Origin of the sequence: Variovorax sp. YR566 (assembly GCF_051992195.1) — a bacterium.
Lineage (GTDB): Bacteria > Pseudomonadota > Gammaproteobacteria > Burkholderiales > Burkholderiaceae_C > Variovorax.
The window spans coordinates 489,893-515,676 of sequence record NZ_CP197092.1; the positions used below are offsets into that span (position 1 = coordinate 489,893).

Below are 25,784 nucleotides of genomic sequence, written 5' to 3' on the forward strand. Positions count from 1 at the left end.
GGCGATGGACAACGCACTCCACCAGATCGTCGAGCGCATCCGTGCCGCAGTCGATGACGCCACGCCGCTGTGCATCCGCGGCGGCGGCACCAAGGATTTCTACGGGGAGACGCCGCAAGGCGAGCTGCTCGACACGCGCGCGCTCGCCGGCATCACCAGCTACGAGCCCAGTGAGCTGGTCGTCACCGCGCGCGCCGGTACGCCGCTCGCCGAGCTTGAAGCGGCGCTGGCAGAAAAGGGCCAGTGCCTGCCGTTCGAGCCGCCGTGCTTCGGCAGCAACGGCACCGTCGGTGGCATGGTCGCCGCAGGCCTCAGCGGCCCGGCGCGCGCCAGCGTCGGCGCGGTGCGCGACTACGTGCTCGGCGCCATGATCGTCAACGGCCGCGGCGAGGTGCTGACCTTCGGCGGCCAGGTGATGAAGAACGTCGCGGGCTACGACGTCTCACGCGTGCTGGCCGGCTCGCTCGGCACGCTGGGCGTGATCGCCGAGGTGAGTCTCAAGGTGCTGCCTGTGGCGCCCGCCGAAGCCACGCTCGAGTTCGCTTGCAGCCAGACCGATGCGTTGCGGCTGCTCAATGAGTGGGGCGGCCGGCCGCTGCCGCTCAACGCGAGTTGCTGGTTCGAATGCGAAGGGCAGGGCACGCTCTATCTGCGTTTGCGCGGTGCGGTCGCTGCCGTGGAAGCGGCACGCACGCACCTGGGCGGCGAGCGCAAGGACAACGCGCGCGCCGCCGCCGACTGGCAATCGCTGCGCGACCAGCAACTGCCGTGGTTCGCCGCGAACGAAGGCACGGATGCGCTGTGGCGCCTGTCGGTGCCGCAGACCGCGCCCGTGCTCTCGCTCGACGGCGCCGCGCCGCTGATCGAATGGCACGGCGGCCAGCGCTGGTACAAGGCTGCGCCCGAACAGGCCGCGCGCATCCGCGAGATCGCACGCGCGGCGGGTGGCCATGCCACGCTGTTCCGTCTGCCCGACCTAGGCACGCAACAAGGCAGCGTCCAGCGCTTCGATGTACTGAGCTCTCCTGTCGAACGCATCCAGCGCGCGCTGATGCGCGAGTTCGACCCCCACGGCATCTGCAACCGCGGCCGCCTGCTCGCGCCCACGTAAAACAAGAACCGACAGACATGCAAACCGAGCTCGCCCCCGAATTTCGCGGCACCGACGAAGGCCGCGAAGCCGAAGCCATTCTGCGCAAGTGCGTGCACTGCGGCTTCTGCACCGCCACCTGCCCGACCTACCAGCTGCTCGGTGACGAGCTGGACGGTCCGCGCGGGCGCATCTACCTCATCAAGCAGGTGCTCGAGGGCAAGGAGCCCACGCGCAGCACGCAGCTGCACCTCGACCGCTGCCTCACCTGCCGCAACTGCGAAAGCACCTGCCCGAGCGGCGTGCAGTACGGCAACCTCGTCGACATCGGCCGCAAGATCGTCGACCAGAAGGTGCCGCGCCCCGCGATGGAGTCGGCACAGCGCTGGCTGTTGAAGGAGGGCCTGTCGTCGCCGCTCTTCGGCCCCGCGATGAAGCTCGGCCAATCGGTGCACGGCCTCCTGCCCGAGGCGCTGAAAGCCAAGGTGCCCGCGAAGCAGGAAGCCGGCGCATGGCCCACCGCCACGCATGCGCGCAAGGTGCTGATGCTCGCGGGCTGCGTGCAGCCGTCGATGATGCCCAACATCAACAGCGCCACCGCGCGCGTGCTCGACGCGGCCGGCATCCAGGCGGTGATTGCGCCGGCGGCCGGCTGCTGCGGCGCGGTGAAGTTCCACCTGAACGACCAGGACGGCGGCAAGGCGCAGATGCGCGCCAACATCGACGCGTGGTGGCCCTTCGTGGAACGCAACGAAGTCGAGGCCATTGTCATGAACGCATCGGGCTGTGGCGTCACCGTGCGCGAATACGGCCACATCCTGCAGCACGACGCGGCCTATGCGCTGAAGGCCGCGCGCATCAGCGAACTCACGCGCGACCTGAGCGAGTTGCTGCCCGATCTCGTGCCCGCGCTCAAGGCCCGCGTGAAGGCGCCTGCGGGCGTGGTGGCCTATCACGCGCCGTGCACGCTGCAGCACGGCCAGAAGCTGCGCGGCGGCGTCGAGACGCACCTGCGCGCGCTCGGCTTCGACGTGCGCGTGGCAATGAATGAATCGCACCTGTGCTGCGGCTCGGCCGGCACCTACTCGGTGCTGCAGCCCGAGCTGGCCTATCCGCTGCGCGACCGCAAGCTCGGCCACCTGAAGCAGTTGCAGCCCACCACCATCGCGTCGGCCAACATCGGCTGCATCACGCACCTGCAAAGCGGCAGCGGCGACATGCCGGTGCGGCACTGGGTCGAACTGCTGGACGCGGCGCTGTCTGACAAGGCCTGATCGCACAAGCAGGAGGGCGTTGGTCCGACTCCCGCGAAGCCGGTTCGCGGCGCATCATGGCTGCACCGAATCTGCAAGGAGCCAGTGCCATGTCCCATGTTGTCGCATCCCTTATTCCTTCCACGCTGCGGCGCGTGCTGCTGGCCTGCACCTGCGCGGCCGGTGCGATGGCCGCGCAGGCGCAAGGCGCCATGCCGCCCTGGCAGGGCGCGGGCCCGGCGCGCTATGTGTGCGGTGGTATCGGCTCCGACGAATCGACGGCCATGCGCGCCGCCATGAAAGACCATCCGCTGGCATTGCTGTTCGCGCGTGCCGATGGCGCCTACCTGGCCAATGTCGACGTGACGATCAAGGGCGGTGACGCCAACAACGCCGCCGCACTGGCGTTCCGCGCCAGCGGCCCGGTCTGCCTGGTCGACCTGCCGAACGGGCGCTACGTGATCGATGCGGCCATGCCCGGCGAAGGCGCCAAGACCCAGAGCGTGACGGTGGGCGGGGGCTCGAAGACGGCCGACTTCAGGTTCTGAGCGGCCAGGGCAGGGCAGGGGGCTTCAGCCCGCCGCCAGCGCGGCCTCTACGTCGCGCGTGAGCGAGGCTGGCGTGTCCAGCGGCGCATAGCGCTTGAGCACGCTGCCGTCGCGCCCGATCAGGAACTTGGTGAAGTTCCACTTGATGGCCGTGCTGCCCAGCAGGCCCGGCTTTTCCTTGGTGAGCCACTGGTAGAGCGGCGCGGCGTTGCTGCCGTTCACGTCGATCTTTTCCATCATCGGAAAGCTCACGCCGTAGTTCCTGGTGCAGAAGGCGCCGATTTCCTCGTTGCTGCCCGGGTCTTGCGCGCCGAACTGGTTCGACGGAAAGCCCAGCACCGTGAGCCCCTGGTCGGCGTACTTCTCATGCAGCGCCTCCAGTCCCGCGAACTGCGGCGTGAAGCCGCATTTGCTGGCGGTATTGACGATCAGCAGCACCTTGCCTTTGAAGGCGGAGAGCTTCACCGGCTTGCCGTCGATCTGGTTGGCCTCGAAGTCGTAGACGCTGGTCATGCTGTTGTTCCTCAGATGGGAGAAGAGGCGCGATCATCGCGCCGCGCGGGCGTTCGTGCAAACGCTGCCCAGACGGCGCCCAGCACGATCAGCGCGCCGCCGGCGAGGATGCGCGGGCTCATCTCGGCCGCACCCAGCGCCACCGACGACACGCTCGCGAACAGCACCTCCGACAGCATGATCACCGAGGTCGCGGCAGCCGCGAGCCGCGCCGCGCCGTACTGCAGGCACACATTGGCGAAGACGAACGCTATGCCCAGCGGCACCGCCCAGCCGAGCCAGCCCGGCGATGCGTGCAGCGGCGAATCGAACGCGCCGAGCGCGGTGCCGCCCAGCGCCGTGATGCCGGCCACGATGGCGCAGCCGCAGAACATTGCCAGCGCGCGCGACTCGCCCGGGGCCTGCCGCAGATGGCGCAGCGCGATGTTGGTAACGGCAAAGCCGAAGCCCGCCGCCACGCCCAGCCAGTCGGGCAGGCTCGACGGCACCGGCCAGTCGGCGCCCGGCGCCTTCAGCACCACCACCACGCCGGTCAGCGCCAGCGCCACGCGCGCGAGCGCGCCGCCGGTCGGCCGCTCACCCAGCAGCAGCCAGCCCAGCAGCACGCTCCACAGCGGCATCAGATAGAACAGCAGCACCACGCGCACCACGTCGCCCTGCGTCACGGCCCAGTTGAAACCCACGTTGGTGAAGCCGGCCGCGAAGCCCAGCACCGCCAGCATCGGAAAGGCCGCGAAGCCTTTCCACGCGTGCCGGCGCATGAGGCCCATCACGGTCGCGATGGCCAGGTAGATGAGGCAGGTGGCCCACAGCGGATGCATGCCATGGCCTGCGATCTGGCGGAAGGGAAACCACGAAACGCCCCAGACGAAGGCGTTGAAGATCAGGGCGAGCGCGGGCATGGTGGCGTTGGAACAGGGTGGAGCGCCGGGCGCGCCGGCCGTTTCACCAACGCGGGCGCGCGATGTCAGTGATGCTTGTCGCTGCGGGCGATGGCCAAGAGGTGCTCGACCTCTTCAGGGTACTTCTTGAGGTTGTTCTCGTGCCAGCGCTTGATGAGCCACATGCAGCCCGCCACCACCAGCCCGAACGCGCTGATCGCGCCGTAAGCCGACAGGCCCAGCCCCGTGCACACGCTGTAGAAGCCGCCCAGCAGAAGAATGCAGGCCTGCTCGTTGAAGTTCTGCACCGCGATGGAGCGACCCGCGCCCATCAGGTTGTGGCCGCGGTGCTGCAGCAGCGCATTCATCGGCACCACCAGGAAGCCGCCCAGGCCGCCCAGCAGAATCAGGAACGGCACCGCCAGCCACACGTTGCTGATGAAGTTCATGCAGATCACCATCAGCCCCATCGCGATGCCCATGGGGATCACGCGCGTGGCCATGTCCAGCCGCATGCGCATCGAGGCGACGATGGCGCCCACGGCCGTGCCGATGGTCACCACACCCGTCAGCGCCGAGGCCTGCGTGGTGTTGTAGCCCAGCGCCAGCGAAGCCCAGGCCAGCACGATGTACTTGAGGTTGCCGCCAGCGCCCCAGAACAGCGTGGTGGTGGCCAGCGAGATCTGGCCGAGGCGGTCGCGCCACAGGCGGGCGTTGCAATGCCAGAAGTCGGGCAGCAGCGCGGCGATGTTGCGCGCCATGCCGTGCTCGGGGTTGGAGCGCAGCGGGCGCATCTCGACGCCGGTGTGCGGAATGCGCGTGTTGAACCAGGCCGCCAGCACGTAGACGAAGATCAGCACCGCGATTGCGGCCTCGGCCGGCGTGTCGATGCCGGTGTCGATGAACGGGAGATCGAAGGCCAGCAGCTTGCTGGAGATGGCATGCCCCACCAGCGTGCCGCCCAGCACGATGCCCAGCAGGATCGATGCGATGGTCAGCCCCTCGATCCAGCCGTTGGCCTTGACCAGCTGGGACGCCGGCAGCAGCTCGGTCAGGATGCCGTACTTGGCCGGCGAATACGCCGCAGCGCCCAGCCCCACGATCGAATAGGACAGCAGCGGGTGCGAGCCGAACAGCATCATCAGGCAGCCCACCACCTTGATGGCATTGCTGATGAACATCACCTTGCCCTTGGGCAGGGCGTCGGCAAAGGCCCCCACCAGCGGCGCCAGCACCACATAGAAGACCGCGAAGATCGGCACCAGTGCCGCGCGCTGCCATTCAGGCGCGCCCGAACTTCGCATGAGATCGACGGCAACAACGAAAAGCGCTTGGTCGGCCAGCGACGAAAAGAACTGGGCCGACATGATCGTGTAGAAACCGCGCTTCATCGATGGGCTGGCTGGCCAGAGGGTCTGCTGGCGGTAGTGAAAAAGTGTCGCGTTGCGGGCGAATGGGCGGTTATAGCACGGGGGTGCGACGCGGAATCCGGCGTCCCCACGGTGTTCGACCTCATTCCCGAAGATGCTAAAACGTGGTCTGCATTGTCCCCGAGTCTCTCCCGGAACCACCCATGCCGCGTCCCATACTCGCCACTGTCCATACCGACGCCCTGCGTCACAACCTCGACCGGGCGCGCCGCTCGGCCCTTGAAGCCCGCGTCTGGGCCGTCGTCAAGGCCAACGCCTATGGCCATGGCATCGAGCGGGTCTATGAGGGATTGCGCGGCGCCGACGGCTTCGCGCTGCTCGATCTGGCCGAAGCCGAGCGCGTGCGCGCCCTCGGCTGGCGCGGCCCGGTGCTGCTGCTGGAAGGCGTGTTCGACGCCCGCGACCTGGAGCTGTGCTCGCGGCTGGACCTCTGGCACACCGTGCATTGCGACGAGCAGATCGACATGCTCGCCGCCCACAAGACCCTGAAGCCGCAGCGCGTGTTCCTGAAGATGAATTCGGGCATGAACCGCCTGGGCTTCACGCCCGAGCGCTTCGGCTCCGCCTGGACCCGTCTCAACGCGCTCACGCAGGTCGACGAGATTTCGCTCATGACCCACTTCAGCGACGCCGACGGAGCGCGCGGCATCGGCCACCAGTTCGAGACCTTCGAGCGCGTCACCCGCGACCTGCCGGGTGAACGCTCCATCGCCAACAGCGCCGCCACCCTGCGCCACGCCGACCAGACGCGTGGCGACTGGGTGCGCCCCGGCATCCTGCTGTACGGCAGCGCGCCCGACTTTCCCGAGCACGATTCGGCGCACTGGCAGCTGCAGCCCACCATGACGCTGTCGACCCAGCTCATCTCGGTGCAGACGCTGAAGGCCGGCGACACCATCGGCTACGGCTCCAACTTCACGGCCGAGGGGCCGCTCACCATCGGCGTGGCGGCGGTCGGCTATGCCGACGGCTATCCGCGCCACTGCAACACCGGCACGCCGGTGCTGGTGAACGGCGTGCGCACCCGCATGGTCGGCCGCGTGAGCATGGACATGATCACCGTCGACCTCACGAACGTGCCCGACGCCAAGTTCGGCAGCGAGGTCACGCTGTGGGGCAAGTCGGCCAAGACAGGCGCCGTGCTCCCCATCGACGAGGTCGCGCGGGCCGCGGGCACCGTCGGCTATGAACTGATGTGCGCCGTGGCGCAGCGCGTACCCTTCGCTCCCGTCGAAGGTCAATGAAGATCCTTTCCAACTGGCGCTCCGTGCGCCTGTGGGAAACGCAGGTCGAACGCGACCTGCATCGCAACTACAGCCTGCGCACGCACGGCATCCTGATCGGCACCTTCACGCTGTTGCTGATGTGGGGCGTGTCGGCGCTGCAGATGCACCTGCTGCATGTCGATTCGCTGGCGGTGCGCTACTTCCTCACGCTGGGCGTGGGGTACCTGGGCTATCTGCTGGTGCTGCGCTGGTGGGCCAGGCGGCTGGTCGAGGGCCGCAAGACGGACTTCGATGTCGATGCGCCCGACCTGGACTTCGGCAGCGGACGCGGCGGCGGCTCCCAGAGCCACGTGAGCGTCGGCGATGCCCATGGCGGTGGTAGCGGCGGCGATGGCAGTGCCCTGTCCGACGTGGCGAGCGGTGCGCTCGAAGTCGCCGGTTCCGCGGACGAAGGCGCGATCATCGTCGTGCCGGTGGTCGCCATCTTCCTGATCTGCGTGGCCATCTTGTTCGGCGCCGGCTCGCTCGTGCTGCTGTACTTCAGCTGGGACGCGCTGCTGGCCGTGGCCATCGAAGTCGCCTTCTCGTACGTGTCGGCGCGCGCCGCGGTGCGCGTGGCGCGCGAAGGCTGGCTCATGGCCGCCGTGCGGCTCACGTGGAAGCCGCTGCTGGGCGCGGTCGCGAGCGCGGTGATCCTCGGCGCGCTGCTCGATCACTTCATGCCGCAGGTCAACTCCTTGCCCGAGGCGGTGCGCGTTCTGCTGAAGAAGCACTGAGTTCACACGGCGCGAAACACCTCAGGAAAATCGCCCGTCTTCTGTCCGTCGCGCCACGCGAGGCCCGCGGTGTCCAACGGCCCGGGCAACAAGGACGGACGATGCCTCAGCCTGAGTTCGTCGTCGGCGTACAGGATGGCAAAGGCCCTGCGCTTCTCGTTGAAGTTCACGCCGGGGCCGGCATGATGCAGCGCCCGGTAGTTGAAGACCACCACGTCGCCCGGGTCCACCTCGTAGCCCACGATGTCGAAGGCGCTGCGATTGGCTTCGATGTCCGGCAGTTCGAATTCATCGTCCAGCACCTCGATCTTGCTGCCGCTCAGCCCGTAGTGCGTTTTCCAGAGGTGCGAGCCGCGCACCACCTCGATGGCGGTCTCGCGGGGCATGTGGTCGACCGGCATCCACACGCGCACGATGCGGTGGCTGTCGGCCAATCCATAGGACGTGTCCTGGTGCCAGGGCGTCTCGGCGGCAGGGCCGCGGCCCTTGTAGAACAGCTGGTCGTAAATCCAGCGCAGCCGTCTCGTCACGGTCAGCTGCTTGGCGATCTCGCCGGCGCCTGACTCGAACACCACGCGCTGGAGCATGCCGTTCTTCATCGAAGGCATCTGGTCGATCAGCAGATAGAGCGGGTCGGCATCCACCACGGTCGCGTAGGGCGAAGGAGCGCGGCGCTGCTGCTCGATGCCGTCCTGGGCCAGTTGGATCCATTCGGGCGAGATGATCTTGCGCAGGCACACCACGCCATCCCTCAGGAACCGAAGGCGCTCGTCGATGCTTACGCTGCGAAGCAAAGGGTTGCTCATAAAGATCTCCAAGGCCTGCTTGCCCGTTTTCAGGCACTCTCCCCTGTCGTTGTCGCTCGCATGAAATAGAACAGCCAGCCGATCATCAAAGCGGCCATGCAGGCGAAGCCCCATGTCATGGCGCGGATGGTCTGGATGTAGGAGATGGGCGGCGTTGCCGCGAACATCAGAATGGCGAACACCACGGCGCCGACGATCGAGCACAGCAAGAGGGCGCCTGGCCGTGCGGCCGCCCTGAAGCCCGTCCGCAGGCACATGGTCAGCCCGAAGATCGCGGGCGCGTAGAAGAAGGGGGAAAAGTCCATTCCCTTGTAGTTCGGACCGAATGCCAGAACGACGAGGCGGGGCCCCAGCAGGCCCAGCAAGACGCCGACCCCTTCGGCAATCACGAACCCGAGCAGCACGAACTTGATGAAATCGCGGAAGGCTTTTTTTCGTCCTTCGGAATTCCAGTTCGCCGCCAGTTGCGGCAGCAGGTAGTAGCCAAGCGCCGACAGCACGTACTGCATCGGCAGCAGGAAGGTGATGTAGATCTTGAGCAAGCCACCCTGCTCGGAATCTGCCGAGGAGCCAAGCAGCAGGATGGCCCCTCCCGTCATGATCCAGCTCATGAACTGGGAGAGGCTGGCCTTCCAGCCATAGGCCATCGATTCGCCGACCGTCAGCCCTTGCGCATTCTTCGCTGCCGGGAGCGGAAGCATCACGTTCCCCGCATTCCTGAGCACCAGAAAAAGAAACGGGACCTGGATGATGGAAATCAGCAGCAGGGCTTCCATCCACGTCGCGGGCTTTTCGGCTTTCAGGATGGCGACATATCCCACGCCGACCAGCACACCGGTGATGCACAGAATCCCGTACCGCCGCCCCGTGAGCAGGAGGCTGCGCGAGATCCAGAAGATCTCGTAGCCGACGATCAGGGCCACGCCCACCCAGTGCAGCTGCCCGGGAAAAGCCGCTACCTGCCAGGCCGCGTACCCCAGGAGGGAAAAAAGAACCACCAGGGCCCATGAGAGCCATGCCGCGGATCGATGCGCGTAGTAGCGCTTGATCAGCAAGGGCTCATGCACCATGGCCATGTGCAGGATGTATTGAAAGCTGCTCACCGCAAGGAATGCGGAGGCAACGCCGAAATCCGAAGGCGAAAGCACGCGGGCCAGCGCAAAGCTCAGCAGCAGTTGGCTCGCGCTGTATATGCATTGGTCTGCAACGGCGTAGATCGGACCACCAAGACGTTTTCCGAGTCCGGACAGATGCTTCATCCCGTTCAGTCCGATATGGACAGCAAAACGGGATTGGCAGTCGCCTTGACAGAAAAGCTCCCGCCCGACGGACTTCCGCAACTGCCTTCACGCATCTGGGGGAAGAAGTCGACGCGCGTGCATTTCTTGCCGCTGCCTGCGGGGACTGACACGGTTTGTTCGGGGCCCTGCGTCCAGACCACGTGCAGCAAAGACTCGCCGCGACGCAGCACCAGTTGGCTCATGCCCTTGGCATCCTGGTACGACACCTTCTGGGAGTGCCTGGCGATCTTGAGAAACTCGGTCAGCGCGGAGTAGGCCTCTTTCTTTTCCCCGGCTTTGGACTTGATTCCGAAGTTGTCTTCCTTCGAAAAGTAAGACTGTCCCCTGTCGCGCCACGCGTAGAGGTTCAGCAGCTTGATGCCCGCGGCGGCATTGATCAGGTACTCCCTGAAGATCAGCGAAGCCTGTGCGTTGCGGTCGCGAACCGGCATGTAGGAGGCATAGCCCCATTCCGAAGCGACGATGCCGGTCTTCTTCAGTTGCCGCTGGTCCAGTTGCGCACGCAGCTTCTGGTAGTCGGCCAGCGCCGTTTCGGGAACCGAGCGGTATGGATGGATCGAGATGTCCGTCAGGCAGTCGGTCCTGGCGGCCGAGACAAAGGCATCTTCCAGCTCCGAAGGAACCTTGCCTCCGGCGAAGGGCAGCTTCGCGAAGCCGTATCCGATGACGATGTTCGGCTGGATCTTTTGCTGCGCCAGCTTGTTGCACAGCTCCGACGAGGCGGTCCCGAAGTTCGAAAGAAGGTTGGGCTGCAGGAATGTCTTGTTGTCCGGCTCGTTCCATATCTCCCAGACGGCGACATCGGTGGTGTGCGCCTTCATGAAGTCGCTCGCAAAGTCCGCGAACATGGTTTCCTTGCTGCGGTTGCCACCACGCAGGTCCGAGGGCTCGTGTCCCCAGATCTCGCGGCCGCCGAACAACGTGACGATGGCTTCGAGCCTGGCCTTGCGCACGCGCTGGATCAGGCCCGGGTAGTCGATCAAATTGGGGTTGACGCTTTTCAGCGGAGGCCGCACGCCGAACCGCACGAATTCGAAACCGGCCGCACGTATTTCATGCAGGTCGTCGTCCGTGATGGTCGCGGGATCGATCTGCACGCTCAGCGCAACCGGGTACTCCGAGGTCAGGCCGTCGATGCCTCGGGCATTGGCCGTGCTGATCGACGCTGCAATGAACAGCAGGGTGCCCAGCAGCCCGACGAGGCCTCGGGCAAAGAATCCAGAAATCTTCATGGCAGGACCGACTCCTTGTACAGATCGACGATGGCGGTGTTCATTCGCTGCGAAGTGAACTTCTCTTCGAAGATCTTTCGCCCGGTCTGTCCCATCTGCCGCAGGGTTTCATTGGGGATGCCGTCGATTTCCCGCAGCATCTGGTCCATCTGCTCCAGGGAAAAGAGCCGGCCGCTCCTGTCGTCTTCAACGATGTCGACGAGGCCGCCCACAGCGGATGCAAAAACCGCCTTGCTCCTCGCCATGGCTTCGACAGCAACGAGCCCGAAGCCTTCCCATCTCGACGGAACGATGATGGCGTCGCAGTCCTGGTAGACGGCGTCCAGCTCGTCTTTTTCCAGCCAGCCCTTGAACTCGACCCGATCGGACTTGGGAAGAAAAAGGTCATTCCGCACGGCCTCGCCGACGACGATCAGCTTGAAGTTCGGCTTCACCCTGTTGTACGAGTCGAGCAGGACGTCGATTCCCTTTTGCCGGTCCAGGCGGCCGACGAACAGGACTTTTCGCTGGCTGCGTTCGACTTCATCAGGAAGCAATTGACTCGGCAGCCTGGGACTGACGGAGTCGATCCCGTTGGGAATGCATGTGCATCGCCTGATGCCGGATTTCGACGCGATCCTGACCTCATGGCGGCTGATGCAGATGATGGCGTCGCTGCGCGAGGAAAGCAGCCGCTCGATCCAGCGGTAGGCCGACTTCTTGTAGCGGGACGCAGCCTGATCGAATGCCCAGCCGTGGGAGCAATAGACGATCTTCACTTCGCTGGGTATCTGCCCGAGCATGGCCATGGCCCGGACGATGCCTCCGGCAATCGAGCTGTGCAGGTGGAGCACGGAAGGGCGCTCCGACTCGATGATCTTCTTGACGCGCGCGGCATAGCCCACCAGGGACAGGGGGCTGCGGGCGGTGGGCACCACGTGTGCGCTCTCGGGGTTCAGCCAATCGACCGTTCCGGGCAATATGAACTTCACCTGGCTGATTTCCGGAGAGTTCTTCTGGAAATTCGAAACGATCCGAAGATAGGTTTCCAACCCGCCCTTGAGCGTTTCGGCAACGTGCAGTACTTTCATGGAGATTCGCTCCTCAGATCAATGCGTGGGTTCCGGCGATGACTTCGGTCTTCAATTCGTCGAGTCTTCTGCGGTCGGCATTTTTTTCGTTGAGCAGATTCAGTACGGAGGCCTTCAGCTCTTCCCGGCGCGGCGACAGGCCGAACAAATACTGGGTTCGGTCCGTCAGCTGGAAAAAGGACTCGACCTTCTTGTCCCAATTCATCCCGATGGAGGGAATGTTCAGGCTGTAGGCGACGATGTTTGCGTGCAGCCGGTGCGCCGCAATGCACGAGCAGGCGCTGATCAACGCAACAAGATCGTCGGGGCGCTTCGGAACGACGAACGAGAAGCCCGGCGCGGCTGCCCGCGAAGAAGAAATCTCGGCAAGGATCTTGTTGTCCTCCGCCGCGCCGTTCGTGAAATACAGCACCCGCGCGCCTTCCGCCTGCAATGCTTCGGCCAGGCCCGAGAAGAATTCCGCGGACCCGCTGGTGCGCGTGTCGCCATATTCGGAATTCATCACCAGCGCATCGAGGCTGCTGACGCAGATTCCCACGTCCCACTTCTTGTCCGGGGAGAGCTCTTCCGAAAAGGCGCTCGCGCAAACCAGCGCGGGGTCGGGAACGACCTTGATCTCGCTGCGCGGGATGTCGAAGAACGCGTGCAGGTTGTTCGCCGAGTCCACATCGCGCGTCGCGTAGAAAACGGGGGCGGCGTTCCTGAGGAATTTCTTGACCAGAAATTTCCCCCAGAACGACCATTTGGCCGTGACGCCAACCGAGACCACCGCGACCTTCTTGCCGCGAAGCAACCTGCCCAGAAGAAACAGCTTGGCGGGAAAGTTCAGCGCCACGTCGCAGAACAGTTGACCACCGCCGATGAGGACCAGATCCGCATCATTGACCGCGACGCTCCATTGCCTGCGCCAGCCCAGGAGGTAGTTCTTGAGGCAATACGCGAAAACGATTGCCGATCGCAGCAGGGCCGGCATCTTCTGGAAGATTTCGAACGCGCCGCCGCCACGCAGATTCGATTCGTCGAACGCGACGCGGCCGGCGATGTCGAGGAACTCCACCTTCGCCTCTGGATATTTCATGCCGGCGATGTGAGCCAGCGACGCCGCGATGACCCCGTCACCCAGGTTGTCGCTGTACGGCACCGCACAAATCAGGATTTTTTTCATCTGGAGACTGCTTTGTTCTCGGAAACTTTGATGGCAATGATGTAGAGCATTACGGAGGTCAAATGCCTGGTGAAGCTGCCGAGATCCGGTTCGAATATCAATTGCACAAGAATGTGCGCTATGAAAAGGCTGCCGAAAAACCTCGGCTCGAATCGATCCGGGTCGCGTTTGGACTTTCGCCGGGCCCTGTACAGAATGATCAGCATGGCTGCGATCATCAATTGCATGAACGCGTCGCTCGCAGTCTGAAAATAAAGAACCGGCGTGATTAGCACTGTTGCGGCATAGACGTAATTGACCAGGAATCCGGGGCCACTGGCGGGAGACGCAATATTGGTAAAAGCCGTTCTGTTGTCGCTGCCGATCTGTTCCGCGTAGGCATTCGATGTATCTCGCGGCGATTGAAGCGTCTGCAAAATGCTGGAAGGCGCCGCCATGATCGCTCCGACGACCACGATGGCGGCCAGAATGTGATATTTAAGAGGGCGCCGCCACAGGTAATAGACCATGAAAAACACACCGACAATCAGCAAATAATATTGCCGTACGAAGACCCCGTAGATCGCGTATAGAAAAAGGAAGGCGCCGACGGTAAGTACTTTCGACGTTCGAAAATAGATGGTCGAAACGGTGATGAACATGGTCATGATGAGCACGACCGTCTCCTTGGACGGCGCAAACATGTTCAGCATGATGCAAGGCGCAATCAGCAGCAGCCTGGCGAAAAAGTCGCCGGCCTTGCGAACGTCGTGAGTCGCGAAAAACAAAAATATGACGCTCACGCCGCAGGTGAAAACATCCAGGTTGTCGACCCCGATAACGGCGAACAGCGCGGCGGTGACAGCAAACGAGTTGTCCATGTCGCCCGTGCCGCCGTAATTGAGGATCTCGATGATCTTTGCCGAGTCCACGCTCCATTTCTCGGGAAGCATTTCCCTGAAGTACGCGTAGATGATCGTGTACACGAGCACGATCAGTATTCCGGCAATCGAGAATTGATTGAAGCGGCGCGTGCTTCTTCTTCTCACCACCGGTCCCGGAATGGCGTGGCTCATCCGCATGTGGATTCCAATCCAATCATTTCGAAAGCGAAGGAAAATCTGTCCGGCCGGCCCGGCCGGAGCCGATCATCCGGGACCGATGAAATTCATCGGGACCCGTGACCGGCAGCAACCACCCAGATGGTTCTGAAGAAGATGTCCACGTCCTTCCCGACGGAAAGGGTCTCGACATACCTCACGTCCAACGCAACGCGTGCGTTGTAGGTCAGCTGATTGCGACCGCTGACCTGCCACAGGCCCGTGATCCCGGGGCGAACAGCGCAGTAGTGCGACCAGTTCTGGCCGTAGAGCTCCTTCTGCTCGAGCATGCAGGGGCGGGGGCCGATGAGGCTCATGTCGCCCGTCAGCACGTTCCAGAATTGCGGCAGTTCGTCCAGGCTGGTCTTGCGGATGAATTTGCCGAAACGCGTGATCCGTGGATCGTCGTCCAGCTTTTGGTATTCATCCCATTGGCGGCGTGCCTCCGGATTGCTTTTCAGATGCTCCTCGAGCACCTGGGCCGAGTTGGCGATCATCGAGCGGAACTTGTAGAACCTGAATATTCGCCCGTCTTTTCCGTAGCGCGACTGGTAATACAGGACCGGAGATCCGGAGCTGATCAGCACGAAGAGGCCGATCAGCACGAAGAGCCAGCCGAATGCCGCAAAAAAGAACAGCGCGGCGGCAATGTCTACCGACCTTTTCCCGATCCGCAGTACGGCCGGATGATGAATTCCGGTTTGCGAGCCGCCTCGGGACATTTCGCCGCTTGCGTCCGAAATATTCCAGCCTTGCGGTACCAGCGATTCTTCAGGGTGGAGATTTCCCATGGGATTTCCCCGCCCGGATTTGAAGCGCGACAAGATTTCTCGTCGAAATGATTTCATTTTTGACGCACCTTTCCTCACGCAGGCAAAAGCCTGCATGTCCTCTGTTATGGCCTTGGTTTTTTGGCCGAGACGACCCGCACAAATGCCTCGTAGGATCTGCAATGCAGAAACTATTGCGCGGCCAAATGACTCGATGAAGGCAATACGAATGGACTAATTGCCATTTGTAGTGCCTTATTACTCCGAATACTAATTGAGTATTTAATCAATGAGTCAGGGCAAAATCCCGGCTCATGATTTTGAATTTAACTCCAATTTTCACGGTCTAGGTGGAATCCCTGTTGGTATTGTATGTATATTGTAAATGCTTGTAAGCGCCATATTTGTAACTCCCGCTGCCAGCGTGGCGGCGGGTTAGATCAATAGCATTCAGAATTACGCCATTTACCGTGCGACCTGCATGCGCAAGTCTTCTGACGCTCTCATTCAATTCGCCGAGCTGGGTCTTTTCGGCGCGTGCAACGAGTAGCAAAGTGCTCGCGAGCGGGGCGACCGATGCGGTATCCGCGGCAACGAGAACCGGGGCCGTGTCGATGATGACGAGGTCGTATAGCGGAGATAACTTTTCCAGTACCTGGGCAAAGGAATCGCTCGTCAACAGCTCGGCCGGATTGGGCGGAAGCACACCCGTGGTAATGATGTCCAGATTCGGCAGGGCCGACGGGCGAATCGCTTTCTCGAGGTCGAGCGTGCCGGCGATCAATTCGGACAGGCCGGAAGACCGCTGGATCGAGAGGAATTGATTCACGCGGCCCTTGCGCAAGTCCGCGTCGATCAGCAGAACCTTCTTGCCGGTTGCCGCGGTGATCGCCGCGAAGTTGACCGAGATGAAGGTCTTGCCCACGCCAGGCGTCGCGCCGGAGATGAGAAGGCGGTTGTTGGTCGCTTCCAGCATGGCGAACTGCAGCGCGGTGCGAAGGCTGCGCAGGCTTTCCACCGCGGGGTCTTCGGGGAACAGGTGCGCCAGGACGTGCTTGCCGACGACCTTGTTCTCGATGTTCCTCTCGACCGTGCGCTGGGCGGCGCTCAGCGGAATGCTGCTGTAGACGTTGAGCCCGGTGTGGCTTTCGATCTCTCCCGGATTGCGGATGCCGCCGAAGAACGAGTTCCTTGCAATCGCGGCGCCGATGCCGGCAGCCAGCCCCAGGATCACAGCCAGCGCGATGACCAGGGGCCGCTTGGGCCACACCGGTTCTTCCGGAACGATGGCGTCGTCCAGCAGGCGCACGTTGCCCACCTTGCCTTCCTTGGCCAGCCGCATCTGCAGCGAGCTGTTGAGAAGCGATACGTACAGGTCGGTGTTCACCTTGATGTCGCGCTGCATGCGAACGGTGTTCTGCTGCAGCTCCGGCATCTTGCGGATGCGCGCATCGACGGTTGCGAGCGCGCTCTTCCATGCGGCGACCTGGGTGTCCAGCGTCTGGACGGCGGGATGCTCGCTCGTGAAGCGCGCCGTGAGCTCGCGCCGCTTCTGTTCGGCCTCGAGCAGCTTGGACTGCAGGTCGATGGTCTGGGTCAGCGCGTTCTTTGCCTCGTCGTCGAGACTGACCGTGCCGTTCTGGTTTCTGTAGCGGTTGTAGATGTCTTCGGACTGCTCCAGCTGCTTCTTGAACTGGGGCAGCGCGCCGTCCAGGAAGCCCAGCGTCTTCTCGGCCTCGGCCGCCTTGCGCTCCATGTTCTGGCGAACGTAGAGGCGACCGATTTCGTTGAGCAGCTGCGTCAGCTTTTCTGCGTCGCCGCTTCTCCAGCTGACATCGAGCACGCCCGACTGCTTGCCTTTTTCCACGACCTTCAGGTTGTCCTGCAGCGCCAGGAGCGTCAGCTGCGTCGAAGACCGCACGAGCTGGAACTGCGCGCCCGGCTTCGCGTTGATGCTGCTGACCAGCAGACTCACGCTTCCGTTCGGAACGCCGGGAACGTTCGCTACCAGCAAGGTGCCGATGGCGCCCTTCATCGGCGTATCGATGTCGGGGTTGCTCAGTTCGTACTGCCCGTCGGCCCCGAGGGTCAGCGTGAACGGCTTTTCCTCGAAATCCGCGGGAACGTCGAACCTCGGAACGAGGATGCTCTCGGTGCCCGTCACGTAGCCCGAAAGCCCCATGAAGCCAGGGTCCGACAGCTCGGTGGCGCGGCGAGCGAGCCAGCTGCCCACGATGGGGGCATACCGCGGCCGTGCGCTGATGTAGAGCTTGGTGTTCTCCACGGCCTTGCCGAGGATGGCGCGCGAGCGGAGGATTTCGATCTCGCCCGCGGCCGGCGTCTTCACGCTCAGCAGCGAGGAGGCGGCATCGCCCAGGAAGCTGCCTGCGGAGTTGCCGGAATCTTCCACCTGCACCGCGACGTTGGCTTCGTAGAGGGGTTTGCCGAGGAAGGCATAGGCCGCGCCCAGGAGCACGGTCACGGCAACGATGGCCGCGACGAGCCAGCGGTGGTCGATCAGGATATCCAGGTACTCGGCCAGGTTGATGCCGTCGCCATCCTCTTCCAGCGCTTGCATCGGCATCGGCGCGGCTTGCGGGGGTGCGTTCATGTAGGTTGCTGCTCGGGTTTTGTGATTTTCAGAATGCGGTCGATCCATGTCCGGACGCCGGCATCGATCAGGGCCAGGGCGTGCTCGAACGCCGCCTCGTCTTTTCCATACGGGTCGGGCACGTCCTGCGCGACCGAGAACTCGGCAATGCGGAAGACCTTGCCGCGCACGAAGGGGTAGGTCGATTCGAGATGGCGGCGCTGCTCCCGGTCCATCACCAGGATCAGGTCGGCCTGCCGGCACAGCATCTGGCTCACCTGCTGCGCGACGTGGTCCGAGATGTCGATGCCGCGCTTTCGCATGAGCGCCTGCGCCATCGGGTCGGCCGGCTTGCCGACGAGCGCGCCGGTGCCCGCGGAGAACACGCGCAGATGCGGTAATCCCGCGGCAAGCAGGCCTTCCGCCATCGGGCTTCGGCAGATGTTGCCGATGCAGACTGTCAGTACGGATCTCATCGGTGGTTCATGTAGACCTGGTCGCTGTAGTAGAGCGCCTGGGTCGCCGGCAGGATCAGGCTGGCCACCCGGCTCCAGGTGGCCAGCGGCACCGAGTCGATGTAGACCACGTCGCGCGGCTGCAGCGGAAAGCGCTCGGCCAGCGCCAGCGCGGCGGGGTTCTTCGCATTCAGGTGGAAGACCGACGGCGAGCCCTTCGTGTTGTTGGCGTTGTTGCGCACGACGTAGATCTGCCCCGTGTTCGCCGTGCCCAGGCTTGCGCTGCCGGCCTCGCCCAGCGCCTCGTTGAGGGTGAGCCTGCCGTTGTGCATGGTCAGCGCCGAGGGCTTGGCGACTTCGCCCATCACGAACACCTTGCTCTCGTCGCGGTTGCGCACCTGCACCACGTCGCCGTTCTGCAGCGGGATCTTGCTGGCGTTGCTGCCCAGGTCCTGCAGCTTGGGCAGGTCGATGAGCGTGGTCTTGTCGCCGCGTGTCAGCGTGATGAACGAACGGTCGCCGCTGGACGTGATGCCGCCGGCCCGGTTGAGCGCTTCGGACAGCGTCATCGGAACGTCGGTGAAGAGCTGCAGCCCCGGCGTGCGCACTTCGCCTTCCACGAATGCACGGCGGCTTCTGAAGGACTGGATACGCACCGTCACCTGCGGGTCCTTGATGTAGCGCGCGATGCGCTTGGCGATCACGTCGGACGCCTCGATCTCGGTCAGGCCCTGCATCTGGACCCGGCCGATGTACGGAAAACTGATCTGCCCGTTGGCGCCGACGATGAAGCCCGGCGCCACGCTGATGCCCGTGGGGTCCGTCTGCTGGGAAATCACGGCGCCGGCGTTGGGCAGCAGCTCGGGGTGGTCGTAGACGATGACGCCCACGACGTCGCCCGGGCCGATCGTGTAGACCGGGGCTTCGCCGAACAGGGCCTTCACGTCGGGCGGAATCGCCGCCGGCTGCGCCTCGGCCATCGCGCGGATGAGGCTCGGCGAGATGGGGACGAGCGCCTCCTGCGGCGTGCCGTCGGCAGCAAGAGATGGCGCCGGACTCTGATCGGGCTCGTAAGCCACCACGGAGCCAAAGCCCGGTGCGCAGCCCTGAAGCATCAACGCGCCGGCCAAGGCGGCACTCCACCCCATCAGGTACAGGTAGCGTGTCAAATGGAACTCCATTGCGAACTTGGTTTTTTCAACAACTGCGATTCATATGCAAAGCCCGAGCCCGATTTGCGCCGGTAATTCTTTTTATTACCAAGACGCTTTTCCGGCTTGACCGGAGATTTATCGGGAGAGCAATGAAAAGGAAATTGTCGCTGCCTTCGCAGCAGCCCTATTTCGTGGAGTAGACGCAAAAGGCGTGTCCATTCGTGGTGCGACCACGCCGAGGGCAGGGTTATCCCTTGCTTCCCCTTCCGGAGACCCTTTTTCATTGGGAATCGAGGGGGCAAACGGCTGGTCAGGATGCCGTCAGCCGAAATGGAAAATGCAACTTATTAATTACCCCATTGATACGGGAAATCGTGGCTCTCGAACCACAGAGGCCACCCGCATAGGGTTTTTGACATTGCGTTCTACTTTGTAAGCAATTGTCAACTGAGTAGGACGTAGCCGACAAATCGTGGGCTATGAGCTTCAGTTCGTCCAGTTTTAGCGTCGAGCAATGACGCGGGAGGGTACCTAGTCGGCCGCTGCCCAAGGTGAACTGGCGGTAGGATTTTTGAATTACTTCCGAATTTCTTGCCCTCCGCCGGGGCTAGGAGCACCAAGACCGTGCGAAATCTGCCCAGGAAATCGATGAATGATTTCAGGCTAATTGCCGATTCAATTCAGAGGAAATGCGATTTGCGACAGCCTGATTGACACTTTTGTAGTGTTTTTTATTTGCATCATTCGGGAGCCGAAGGATGTTTCAGATTTCAATCAATGAAACTGTGCCTGGCTCATCGCGAGGCCGGACAAATCAGAAAAAAGAATTCAGATCCGGCCGTGCCGACGCCGTGGCAGGTGAGATCGAGAAAACAAATTGCACCAATTCCCTGCCAAATTGAATGCGAATGTGTCAGGCGAAAAGGCTCAGGGCCTATTGCTCACGGTCGTCGCCGGGGTGGCCGAGTTGGTTCTTGGCCGAGCGCACGCCCCGCAAGACAAGATACAGAGCGCCGCCGCCAACCAGCAGAAAGCCGGCCACAGCCAGGCCGCCCATGCCGAAGGCCCACCACCAGAACAGGCCGCTGATGGGCAGCAGCACCAAGGCCACCAGAAGTTCGATGAAGATCAAGCGCATCTATCTGTCTCCCCCTTCGCTCAAGCACGCATATAGCCTTGTTGGTGTGTAAGAAATCGCTACGTGCATTCGAATGGCGAGAGGATAGCCCAAGAAGAAAAAAGGGTGTACAGGGTTCTGCAGACGCTGCATTTGCAGTCTGCGGACCGAACCTGTGCGCCGCCTGACCTTGGATCCCGGTGCGCTGCGCCGGCGCTCAGTAAAGCCCGAGTTGCCGCGTTCTCAGGCGTGCCAGCCCCAGCAGCGCGTCGGTGAAGGGCGTTGCCACCGCCGTCAGCTCGCCGAGCTCCCGCACCACCGTTACAAGCGCATCGAGCTCCACCGAACGCCCGGCTTCCACGTCCTGCAGCATCGAGGTCTTGAACGCCCCGAGCTTCATGGTGATGGCGTGCCGGTCTTCCGGGCTCTGCGTGATCTCGATGCCGATGCGCCGTCCGATCTCCTTGGCCTCCAGCATCACCGCCGAGATGAAGCCGCGCACGTAGTCGTCGCCCATGATCAGGTCGGTGGTGCAGCCGGTGAGCGCGCTGATCGGGTTCACCGTCATGTTGCCCCACAGCTTGAACCACACGTCCTTCTGGATCTGCGGCGACAGCGTGGTGTCGATGCCCGTGCTCTTCAGCAGCTCGACCAGCTTCTGCACGCGCGGCGTGGCCTCGCCCGAAGGCTCGCCCACGATCAGCCCGTTGCCGAAGTGATGCCGCACCACGCCCGGCCCGTCGAGCGAGCAGCTCGCGTGCACCACGCAGCCGATCACGTTGCGCGACGGAATGGCGCGGGCAAGGGCACCGCCGGGGTCCACCGCCGCGAGCCGGTGGCCCGTGATCTCGCCGCCGAAGCCGCCTTCGAGGAACCACCACGGCACGCCGTTCATCGCGACCAGCACGATGGTGTCGGCGCCGATCAGCGGCCCGATGCGTTCGGCCACGGCGGCCAGGGCCGGCGCCTTCACGGCGATGACCACCAGGTCCTGCACGCCGAGCGCCTCGGGGTCGGCCACGGCGTTGACGGGCACGCGCGTGCGCACCTCTCCACCCGTGCTGCCGCGCATCAGCGACAGGCCGTCGCGCTGCAATGCCTCGAGCGTGGCGCCGCGTGCCACCACGTTCAGGCGCTGGCCCGCTTGCGCGAGGCCGACACCGATCCATCCGCCGATCGCGCCGGCGCCGTAAATACAAATCTTCATGGGGTCCGTCGCTTCAGGTTCAGTTGCGGTACGTAGGGTCGATGCGGTCCACCTGGCGGACGAGTGCATTGAACACATCCTGCCCGGCGCCGTGCTCGGGGCTGAACTGCAGCGCGTCGCGCGTGCAGCGCTGCGCGATTTCTTCGCTCACCGGAATGGCGGCGCCCATCGAGAAGGTCGCCATCTGGATTTCGCAGGCGCGCTGCAGCGTCCACAAAATCGCAAAAGTCTGCGGCAGCGTCTGCCCCCAGGCCAGCAGGCCGTGGTTACGCAGGATCACCGCGTTGCGGTCGCCGATGCTCTTGAGCAGGCGCGGGCCTTCGTCGGCATGGATCGTGATGCCCTCGAAGTCGTGGTACGCCACCATGCCGTGCAGCTGGGCGGTATAGAAATTGGTCTGCTGCAGACCGCCCTGCAGGCAGGCCACGGCCACGCCTGCGGTCGTGTGCGTGTGCATCACGCAGTGCGCGCCGGGCAGGCCGTCGTGAATGGCCGCGTGCACCGTGAAGCCGGCCGGGTTCACCGGGTAGGTCGAGCCGTCGAGCACCTTGCCCTGCAAGTCGATCTTTACGAGATTGCTGGCCGTGACCTCGCTGTAGTGCAGGCCGAAGGGGTTGATCAGGAACTGCTTCTCGCCACCCGTCACGCTGTCGGGCAGCCGCACCGTGATGTGGTTGTAGATCATCTCGACCCAGCCCAGCATCGCGAACACGCGATAGCAGGCCGCGAGCTCTTCGCGCGCGGCGCGCTCGTCGGGGTGGATCGAGGGATGGACCAGCGCCGAGGGTGCTGGAGTGGCGAGTGTGTTCATGGCAGTTCCTTCATGTGTTTCAACCTTCCGCGGTGAAGCCGACTTCCTTGACGATCGGCGCCCACTTGGCGGTGTCTTTCTTGAGCAGTTCGGTCAGCTCGGCCGGCGTGGAAGACATCGCTTCCAGTCCGAAGGTGCCGAGGCCGTCGATCACGTCCTTCTGCGCCAGCGCGTTCTTCATGGCCGTGTTCAGCTTCGCCACCAGTTCGGGCGAGGCCTTGGCCGGCAGGAAGAAGGCGAACCATTCGCTGTGGGCCATGTCCTTGATGCCCTGCTCGCCGAAGGTCGGCACGTCGGGCGCGAAGCGGCTGCGCTTGGAGCCCGACACGCCCAGGATGCGCACCTTGCCCGACAGCAGATGCTGCGTGATGTCGCCGATGGGCCCCGACACGGCCGAGATGTTGCTGCCCAGCAGGTCGAGCATGGCCGGCTGCGTGCCGCGATACGCCGCGTGCTTCAGTTCGACGCCGCCCTTCTGGCCCAGCAGCGCACCGATGAAGTGCGGCGTGGAGCCGGCAGCGGGCGAGCCGAAGTTGGCACCGGCCGGGTTGGCCTTGGCCCAGGCCAGGAACTCGGGCACGCTCTTCACGCTGGCCGGCACGGCCGGGCCCACGGCAAAGCCGAAGTCGAAGATGCAGGCCAGGCTCACCGGCGTGATGTCGACCATCGGGTCGTACGGCAGCTTCTTGTAGATGTGCGGGTAGATCGTGAGGATCGAGGTCGGCGTCTGCAGGATGGTGCTGCCGTCGGCCGGGCGGCTCTTCACGTAGCTCACGGCAATCTGGCCGCCCGCGCCGGTGCGGTTCTCGACCACCACGGTCTTCGCGTAGTCCGGGCTGAGCCTCGTCGCCAGGCGCCGGCAGGTGGTGTCCGACGTGCCGCCGGCCGCGAAGCCGGTGACGATGGTTGCGGTCTCGATGTTCATCGCTTGCGCGAAAACGTTCTGGCCAAGGCTGGCCATCAAGGCCGAGGCGCTGGTGGTCTGCAGGATCTGGCGGCGCGTGAAGCTCATGGTGTCTCTCTCCGGACGTTGGTTATGGAGGATCAAGACTCGTCGCGCAGCCAGGTGACCGCGCCCGAGTGGGTCACGGCGCCCTGGTGGGCAGGGCGCACGGTGAGCGCGTATTTTTCCAGCAAGCCACCTCGGGCGACCCCCACGTTTACCTCACGTCCGGCGAGCCGCGCCGTGATTTCTTCAGCCGTGAGTTCGACCGTGATCGAGCGTGCGTCAGCCCGCGCGTCGATGGCGATCACGTCGCTGTCGCGCAGCGCCGCAATCGGGCCTCCGTCCGCTGCTTCAGGCCCGGCATAACCGATGCACAAACCGCGCGTCGCGCCCGAGAAGCGCCCGTCGGTCAGCAGCGCCACCTTGTCGCCCATGCCCTGGCCGTAGAGCAGGGCGGTGATGCCCAGCATCTCGCGCATGCCGGGGCTGCCCCGGGGGCCCTCGTTGCGGATCACTATCACGTCGCCCGCTTCGTACAGCCGGTTTTGCACAGCGGTCTGCGCTTCTTCCTCGGAATTGAAGACGCGCGCCGGTCCGCGAAACACCAGGCCCTTGAGCCCCGCCGTCTTGAGCAGGGCGCCGTCCGGGCAGAGGTTGCCCTTGAGCACCGCCAGCCCGCCGTCGCGCGTGATCGGGTTGCCGGCCTCGCGCACCACGCGGCCGTCGGGCGCCAGCGCACCAGCCAGTTCCTCGGCCATCGTGTGGCCGGTGAAGGTGAGCACGTCGCCATGCAGGAAGCCCTGCTCCAGCAGCGTGCGCAGGATGACGCCCGCGCCGCCGATGTAGAACACGTCGCGCGCCAGGTACTGGCCGCCCGGACGCAGGTCGGCGATGAGCGGCGTGCGCGCGAAAACCTCGGCCACGTCGTCGAGGTGGAACTTGATGCCCGCCTCGTGCGCAATCGCCGGCAGATGCAGCGCAGCGTTGGTCGAGCCTCCCGTGGCCGAAACCACGGCGCAGGCGTTTTCCAGCGCCTTGCGAGTGACGATGTCCCGCGGCAGCGGGCTGTCGCCCATCACCGCCTTCATCAGCGTCTTTGCGGCGCGGCGCATCAGCGGCGCGCGCTCGCTGAACACGGCCGGCACCATGCTGGAACCGATGGGCGCCAGGCCCAGCGCCTCCGACACCATGCCCATCGTGTTGGCCGTGAACTGCCCCGCGCATGCGCCGGCCGTGGGCAGGCAGGCGCGGCTCATTGCGTCGAGTTCGTCGTGCGTGGCGGTGCCGGCCAGCACCTTGCCGATGGTCTCGTAGGTGTCGACCACGTTCAGGTCGCGGCCCCGTACTTCTGGATGTGGCCCCGGCATCTGGCCCGGCAATGCCGAGCCGCCGTGCACGAACACGCTCGGCACGTTGCAGCGGACCATGCCCATCATCAGCCCCGGCAGGTTCTTGTCGCACGCGCCGATGGCGAAGATGCCGTCCCACTGGTGGCCGCGCGTGGAGGCTTCCACGCTGTCGGCGATCAGCTCGCGCGAGATCAGCGAGAAGCGCATGCCCGAATGCGCCATCGTCAGCCCGTCGCTGATCGACACCACGGGGCATTCGTGTGGTGTGCCGCCGCCCGCGTAGATGCCGGTCTTGGCATGCTGCGCCTGGTCGCGCAGGTTGAGGTTGCACGGGCTCATCTCGCCGCCCGTATGGAACACGCCGATGTGCGGGCGCGCGATATCCTCGTCGTCCTGGCCCAGCGCATGGAGAAAGCTGCGCGTGGTCGCGCGGATCGTGCCCTCGCGAATGGTGGCGGAGCGAAAGCGCTTGGTGGGGTCGGTGGGCGTGGTCATCAGGCTGGCGTTGGCTGCTGGCTGGATTGCGGACGGGTCAGAACATGCCGTTCTTGTTCGCGGCGGTCTCGGGCACGGGCTGCACCACGTCCCAGTGCTCGACGATCTTTCCGTTCTCCAGCTTGAAGATGTCGACGATGGCGCTCCCGCGCGTGCCGGGCTCGCGTACCGCGTTCACATGCAGGATCACGTAGTCGCCGTCGACGAAGCTGCGCTTGATCTCGCTCTTCGAGTTCGGGAACTTCTCGCGCAGGAACCCGATGAACTTGCGAAAGCCCTCGGGGCCGTCGGCCGCCGTGGGGTTGTGCTGCACGTAGCGGTTGCCCACGTATTGCAGGGCCGCATCGGCATCCTTCTGGTTCAGGCCCTTCTCGTAGAAGGCGAGCACGGTCTGGCGGTTGGCTTCCTGCTGGGCGGTGGGGCCTTGCTTGCCGGCGCCCATGGGTGCACAGGCGGCGAGGAACAGGGTGGCTGTCGCGGCCATGGCCGCCAAAGTCATGCGTTGCATCAAGGGTGCTCC

At 64.0% G+C, this 25,784-nt stretch carries 24 protein-coding genes; 5 read left to right on the forward strand and 19 right to left on the reverse strand.

Annotation, left to right across the window (positions count from 1 at the left end):
- The first annotated feature begins 4 nt into the window (after positions 1–4).
- The 3 genes from glcE to ACTG4X_RS02350 all read left to right on the forward strand — a co-directional run bounded on the left by glcE (position 5) and on the right by ACTG4X_RS02350 (position 2,891).
- Entirely contained in the window at positions 5–1,111 is a 1,107-nt protein-coding gene (glcE, locus tag ACTG4X_RS02340; protein WP_440533155.1) for a glycolate oxidase subunit GlcE, read from the forward strand.
- 17 nt (positions 1,112–1,128) lie between these two features.
- Positions 1,129–2,364, forward strand: coding sequence for a glycolate oxidase subunit GlcF (gene glcF, locus ACTG4X_RS02345; protein ID WP_440533156.1), 1,236 nt, complete (start codon positions 1,129–1,131; stop codon positions 2,362–2,364).
- 89 nt (positions 2,365–2,453) lie between these two features.
- The gene (locus ACTG4X_RS02350) at positions 2,454–2,891 is read left to right on the forward strand and encodes a hypothetical protein (protein ID WP_093053261.1); all 438 of its coding nucleotides are present in this window, start codon (positions 2,454–2,456) and stop codon (positions 2,889–2,891) included.
- 24 nt (positions 2,892–2,915) lie between these two features.
- Here the strand turns inward: ACTG4X_RS02350 and ACTG4X_RS02355 are convergent, their stop codons facing one another.
- From ACTG4X_RS02355 to lplT, 3 genes are all read right to left on the reverse strand, one after another.
- Positions 2,916–3,404, reverse strand: coding sequence for a glutathione peroxidase (locus tag ACTG4X_RS02355; RefSeq protein ID WP_093175618.1), 489 nt, complete (start codon positions 3,402–3,404; stop codon positions 2,916–2,918).
- Positions 3,405–3,415: 11 nt separating this feature from the next.
- The gene (locus ACTG4X_RS02360) at positions 3,416–4,306 is read right to left on the reverse strand and encodes a DMT family transporter (RefSeq protein WP_097197398.1); all 891 of its coding nucleotides are present in this window, start codon (positions 4,304–4,306) and stop codon (positions 3,416–3,418) included.
- 65 nt (positions 4,307–4,371) lie between these two features.
- Entirely contained in the window at positions 4,372–5,676 is a 1,305-nt protein-coding gene (lplT, locus tag ACTG4X_RS02365; protein ID WP_093053270.1) for a lysophospholipid transporter LplT, read from the reverse strand.
- Between the two features lie 182 nt (positions 5,677–5,858).
- Between lplT and alr the strand changes: the two genes are divergently transcribed.
- Both alr and ACTG4X_RS02375 read left to right on the forward strand, forming a co-directional pair.
- The gene (alr, locus tag ACTG4X_RS02370; RefSeq protein ID WP_093076686.1) at positions 5,859–6,959 is read left to right on the forward strand and encodes an alanine racemase; all 1,101 of its coding nucleotides are present in this window, start codon (positions 5,859–5,861) and stop codon (positions 6,957–6,959) included.
- Positions 6,956–7,717, forward strand: a complete 762-nt coding sequence (locus ACTG4X_RS02375; protein WP_097197397.1) for a hypothetical protein — start codon at positions 6,956–6,958, stop codon at positions 7,715–7,717. The genes alr and ACTG4X_RS02375 overlap by 4 nt, the downstream gene beginning before the upstream one ends.
- 2 nt (positions 7,718–7,719) lie before the next feature.
- Here ACTG4X_RS02375 and ACTG4X_RS02380 read toward each other — a convergent pair whose 3' ends face one another.
- The 16 genes from ACTG4X_RS02380 to ACTG4X_RS02455 all read right to left on the reverse strand — a co-directional run bounded on the left by ACTG4X_RS02380 (position 7,720) and on the right by ACTG4X_RS02455 (position 25,772).
- Complete coding sequence (locus tag ACTG4X_RS02380) at positions 7,720–8,523, reverse strand: phytanoyl-CoA dioxygenase family protein (protein WP_093053279.1); 804 nt, start codon at positions 8,521–8,523, stop codon at positions 7,720–7,722.
- Positions 8,524–8,552: 29 nt separating this feature from the next.
- The gene (locus tag ACTG4X_RS02385; RefSeq protein WP_097197396.1) at positions 8,553–9,782 is read right to left on the reverse strand and encodes a lipopolysaccharide biosynthesis protein; all 1,230 of its coding nucleotides are present in this window, start codon (positions 9,780–9,782) and stop codon (positions 8,553–8,555) included.
- A gap of 5 nt (positions 9,783–9,787) precedes the next feature.
- Complete coding sequence (locus ACTG4X_RS02390; protein ID WP_097197395.1) at positions 9,788–11,056, reverse strand: hypothetical protein; 1,269 nt, start codon at positions 11,054–11,056, stop codon at positions 9,788–9,790.
- Complete coding sequence (locus ACTG4X_RS02395; protein ID WP_097197394.1) at positions 11,053–12,126, reverse strand: glycosyltransferase; 1,074 nt, start codon at positions 12,124–12,126, stop codon at positions 11,053–11,055. The genes ACTG4X_RS02390 and ACTG4X_RS02395 overlap by 4 nt, the downstream gene beginning before the upstream one ends.
- Positions 12,127–12,139: 13 nt before the next feature.
- Positions 12,140–13,291, reverse strand: a complete 1,152-nt coding sequence (locus ACTG4X_RS02400) for a polysaccharide pyruvyl transferase family protein (protein WP_097197393.1) — start codon at positions 13,289–13,291, stop codon at positions 12,140–12,142.
- Positions 13,288–14,346 carry a hypothetical protein gene (locus ACTG4X_RS02405; protein WP_257014412.1) on the reverse strand — a complete coding sequence of 353 codons (1,059 nt, stop codon included), beginning with the start codon at positions 14,344–14,346 and terminating at the stop codon, positions 13,288–13,290. The genes ACTG4X_RS02400 and ACTG4X_RS02405 overlap by 4 nt, the downstream gene beginning before the upstream one ends.
- A 92-nt stretch (positions 14,347–14,438) precedes the next feature.
- Positions 14,439–15,218, reverse strand: a complete 780-nt coding sequence (locus ACTG4X_RS02410) for a sugar transferase (protein WP_256216746.1) — start codon at positions 15,216–15,218, stop codon at positions 14,439–14,441.
- Positions 15,219–15,486: 268 nt separating this feature from the next.
- On the reverse strand, positions 15,487–17,751 hold the full coding sequence (locus ACTG4X_RS02415; RefSeq protein ID WP_097197392.1) for a polysaccharide biosynthesis tyrosine autokinase: 2,265 nt from the start codon (positions 17,749–17,751) through the stop codon (positions 15,487–15,489).
- A complete protein-coding gene (locus ACTG4X_RS02420; RefSeq protein WP_093053299.1) occupies positions 17,748–18,206 on the reverse strand; it encodes a low molecular weight protein-tyrosine-phosphatase in 459 nt (152 codons plus the stop codon). The genes ACTG4X_RS02415 and ACTG4X_RS02420 overlap by 4 nt, the downstream gene beginning before the upstream one ends.
- Positions 18,203–19,366 carry a polysaccharide biosynthesis/export family protein gene (locus ACTG4X_RS02425; RefSeq protein ID WP_093053301.1) on the reverse strand — a complete coding sequence of 388 codons (1,164 nt, stop codon included), beginning with the start codon at positions 19,364–19,366 and terminating at the stop codon, positions 18,203–18,205. Before ACTG4X_RS02425 ends, ACTG4X_RS02420 begins: the two co-directional genes overlap by 4 nt.
- 907 nt (positions 19,367–20,273) lie before the next feature.
- Positions 20,274–20,477 (reverse strand): hypothetical protein, encoded by a 204-nt coding sequence (locus ACTG4X_RS02430; RefSeq protein WP_176928761.1) that lies wholly within the window; start codon positions 20,475–20,477, stop codon positions 20,274–20,276.
- A gap of 196 nt (positions 20,478–20,673) precedes the next feature.
- The gene (locus ACTG4X_RS02435) at positions 20,674–21,663 is read right to left on the reverse strand and encodes a 2-dehydropantoate 2-reductase (protein ID WP_097197391.1); all 990 of its coding nucleotides are present in this window, start codon (positions 21,661–21,663) and stop codon (positions 20,674–20,676) included.
- Positions 21,664–21,682: 19 nt separating this feature from the next.
- Positions 21,683–22,474, reverse strand: a complete 792-nt coding sequence (locus ACTG4X_RS02440) for a class II aldolase/adducin family protein (RefSeq protein ID WP_097197390.1) — start codon at positions 22,472–22,474, stop codon at positions 21,683–21,685.
- 19 nt (positions 22,475–22,493) lie between these two features.
- Positions 22,494–23,486 carry a Bug family tripartite tricarboxylate transporter substrate binding protein gene (locus tag ACTG4X_RS02445; protein ID WP_093175584.1) on the reverse strand — a complete coding sequence of 331 codons (993 nt, stop codon included), beginning with the start codon at positions 23,484–23,486 and terminating at the stop codon, positions 22,494–22,496.
- 32 nt (positions 23,487–23,518) lie between these two features.
- Positions 23,519–25,264 (reverse strand): dihydroxy-acid dehydratase, encoded by a 1,746-nt coding sequence (gene ilvD, locus ACTG4X_RS02450; RefSeq protein WP_097197389.1) that lies wholly within the window; start codon positions 25,262–25,264, stop codon positions 23,519–23,521.
- Between the two features lie 37 nt (positions 25,265–25,301).
- On the reverse strand, positions 25,302–25,772 hold the full coding sequence (locus tag ACTG4X_RS02455) for a nuclear transport factor 2 family protein (RefSeq protein WP_093175579.1): 471 nt from the start codon (positions 25,770–25,772) through the stop codon (positions 25,302–25,304).
- Between the last annotated feature and the right edge of the window lie 12 nt (positions 25,773–25,784).

Bases quoted from the DNA above. Each gene is read 5' to 3' on its own strand.
- glcE (WP_440533155.1), top strand. From the start codon at position 5: ATGGACAACGCACTCCACCAGATCGTCGAGCGCATCCGTGCCGCAGTC.
- glcF (WP_440533156.1), top strand. From the start codon at position 1,129: ATGCAAACCGAGCTCGCCCCCGAATTTCGCGGCACCGACGAAGGCCGC.
- ACTG4X_RS02350 (WP_093053261.1), top strand. From the start codon at position 2,454: ATGTCCCATGTTGTCGCATCCCTTATTCCTTCCACGCTGCGGCGCGTG.
- ACTG4X_RS02355 (WP_093175618.1), bottom strand. From the start codon at position 3,404: ATGACCAGCGTCTACGACTTCGAGGCCAACCAGATCGACGGCAAGCCG.
- ACTG4X_RS02360 (WP_097197398.1), bottom strand. From the start codon at position 4,306: ATGCCCGCGCTCGCCCTGATCTTCAACGCCTTCGTCTGGGGCGTTTCG.
- lplT (WP_093053270.1), bottom strand. From the start codon at position 5,676: ATGAAGCGCGGTTTCTACACGATCATGTCGGCCCAGTTCTTTTCGTCG.
- alr (WP_093076686.1), top strand. From the start codon at position 5,859: ATGCCGCGTCCCATACTCGCCACTGTCCATACCGACGCCCTGCGTCAC.
- ACTG4X_RS02375 (WP_097197397.1), top strand. From the start codon at position 6,956: ATGAAGATCCTTTCCAACTGGCGCTCCGTGCGCCTGTGGGAAACGCAG.
- ACTG4X_RS02380 (WP_093053279.1), bottom strand. From the start codon at position 8,523: ATGAGCAACCCTTTGCTTCGCAGCGTAAGCATCGACGAGCGCCTTCGG.
- ACTG4X_RS02385 (WP_097197396.1), bottom strand. From the start codon at position 9,782: ATGAAGCATCTGTCCGGACTCGGAAAACGTCTTGGTGGTCCGATCTAC.
- ACTG4X_RS02390 (WP_097197395.1), bottom strand. From the start codon at position 11,056: ATGAAGATTTCTGGATTCTTTGCCCGAGGCCTCGTCGGGCTGCTGGGC.
- ACTG4X_RS02395 (WP_097197394.1), bottom strand. From the start codon at position 12,126: ATGAAAGTACTGCACGTTGCCGAAACGCTCAAGGGCGGGTTGGAAACC.
- ACTG4X_RS02400 (WP_097197393.1), bottom strand. From the start codon at position 13,291: ATGAAAAAAATCCTGATTTGTGCGGTGCCGTACAGCGACAACCTGGGT.
- ACTG4X_RS02405 (WP_257014412.1), bottom strand. From the start codon at position 14,346: ATGAGCCACGCCATTCCGGGACCGGTGGTGAGAAGAAGAAGCACGCGC.
- ACTG4X_RS02410 (WP_256216746.1), bottom strand. From the start codon at position 15,218: ATGAAATCATTTCGACGAGAAATCTTGTCGCGCTTCAAATCCGGGCGG.
- ACTG4X_RS02415 (WP_097197392.1), bottom strand. From the start codon at position 17,751: ATGAACGCACCCCCGCAAGCCGCGCCGATGCCGATGCAAGCGCTGGAA.
- ACTG4X_RS02420 (WP_093053299.1), bottom strand. From the start codon at position 18,206: ATGAGATCCGTACTGACAGTCTGCATCGGCAACATCTGCCGAAGCCCG.
- ACTG4X_RS02425 (WP_093053301.1), bottom strand. From the start codon at position 19,366: ATGGAGTTCCATTTGACACGCTACCTGTACCTGATGGGGTGGAGTGCC.
- ACTG4X_RS02430 (WP_176928761.1), bottom strand. From the start codon at position 20,477: ATGCGCTTGATCTTCATCGAACTTCTGGTGGCCTTGGTGCTGCTGCCC.
- ACTG4X_RS02435 (WP_097197391.1), bottom strand. From the start codon at position 21,663: ATGAAGATTTGTATTTACGGCGCCGGCGCGATCGGCGGATGGATCGGT.
- ACTG4X_RS02440 (WP_097197390.1), bottom strand. From the start codon at position 22,474: ATGAACACACTCGCCACTCCAGCACCCTCGGCGCTGGTCCATCCCTCG.
- ACTG4X_RS02445 (WP_093175584.1), bottom strand. From the start codon at position 23,486: ATGAGCTTCACGCGCCGCCAGATCCTGCAGACCACCAGCGCCTCGGCC.
- ilvD (WP_097197389.1), bottom strand. From the start codon at position 25,264: ATGACCACGCCCACCGACCCCACCAAGCGCTTTCGCTCCGCCACCATT.
- ACTG4X_RS02455 (WP_093175579.1), bottom strand. From the start codon at position 25,772: ATGCAACGCATGACTTTGGCGGCCATGGCCGCGACAGCCACCCTGTTC.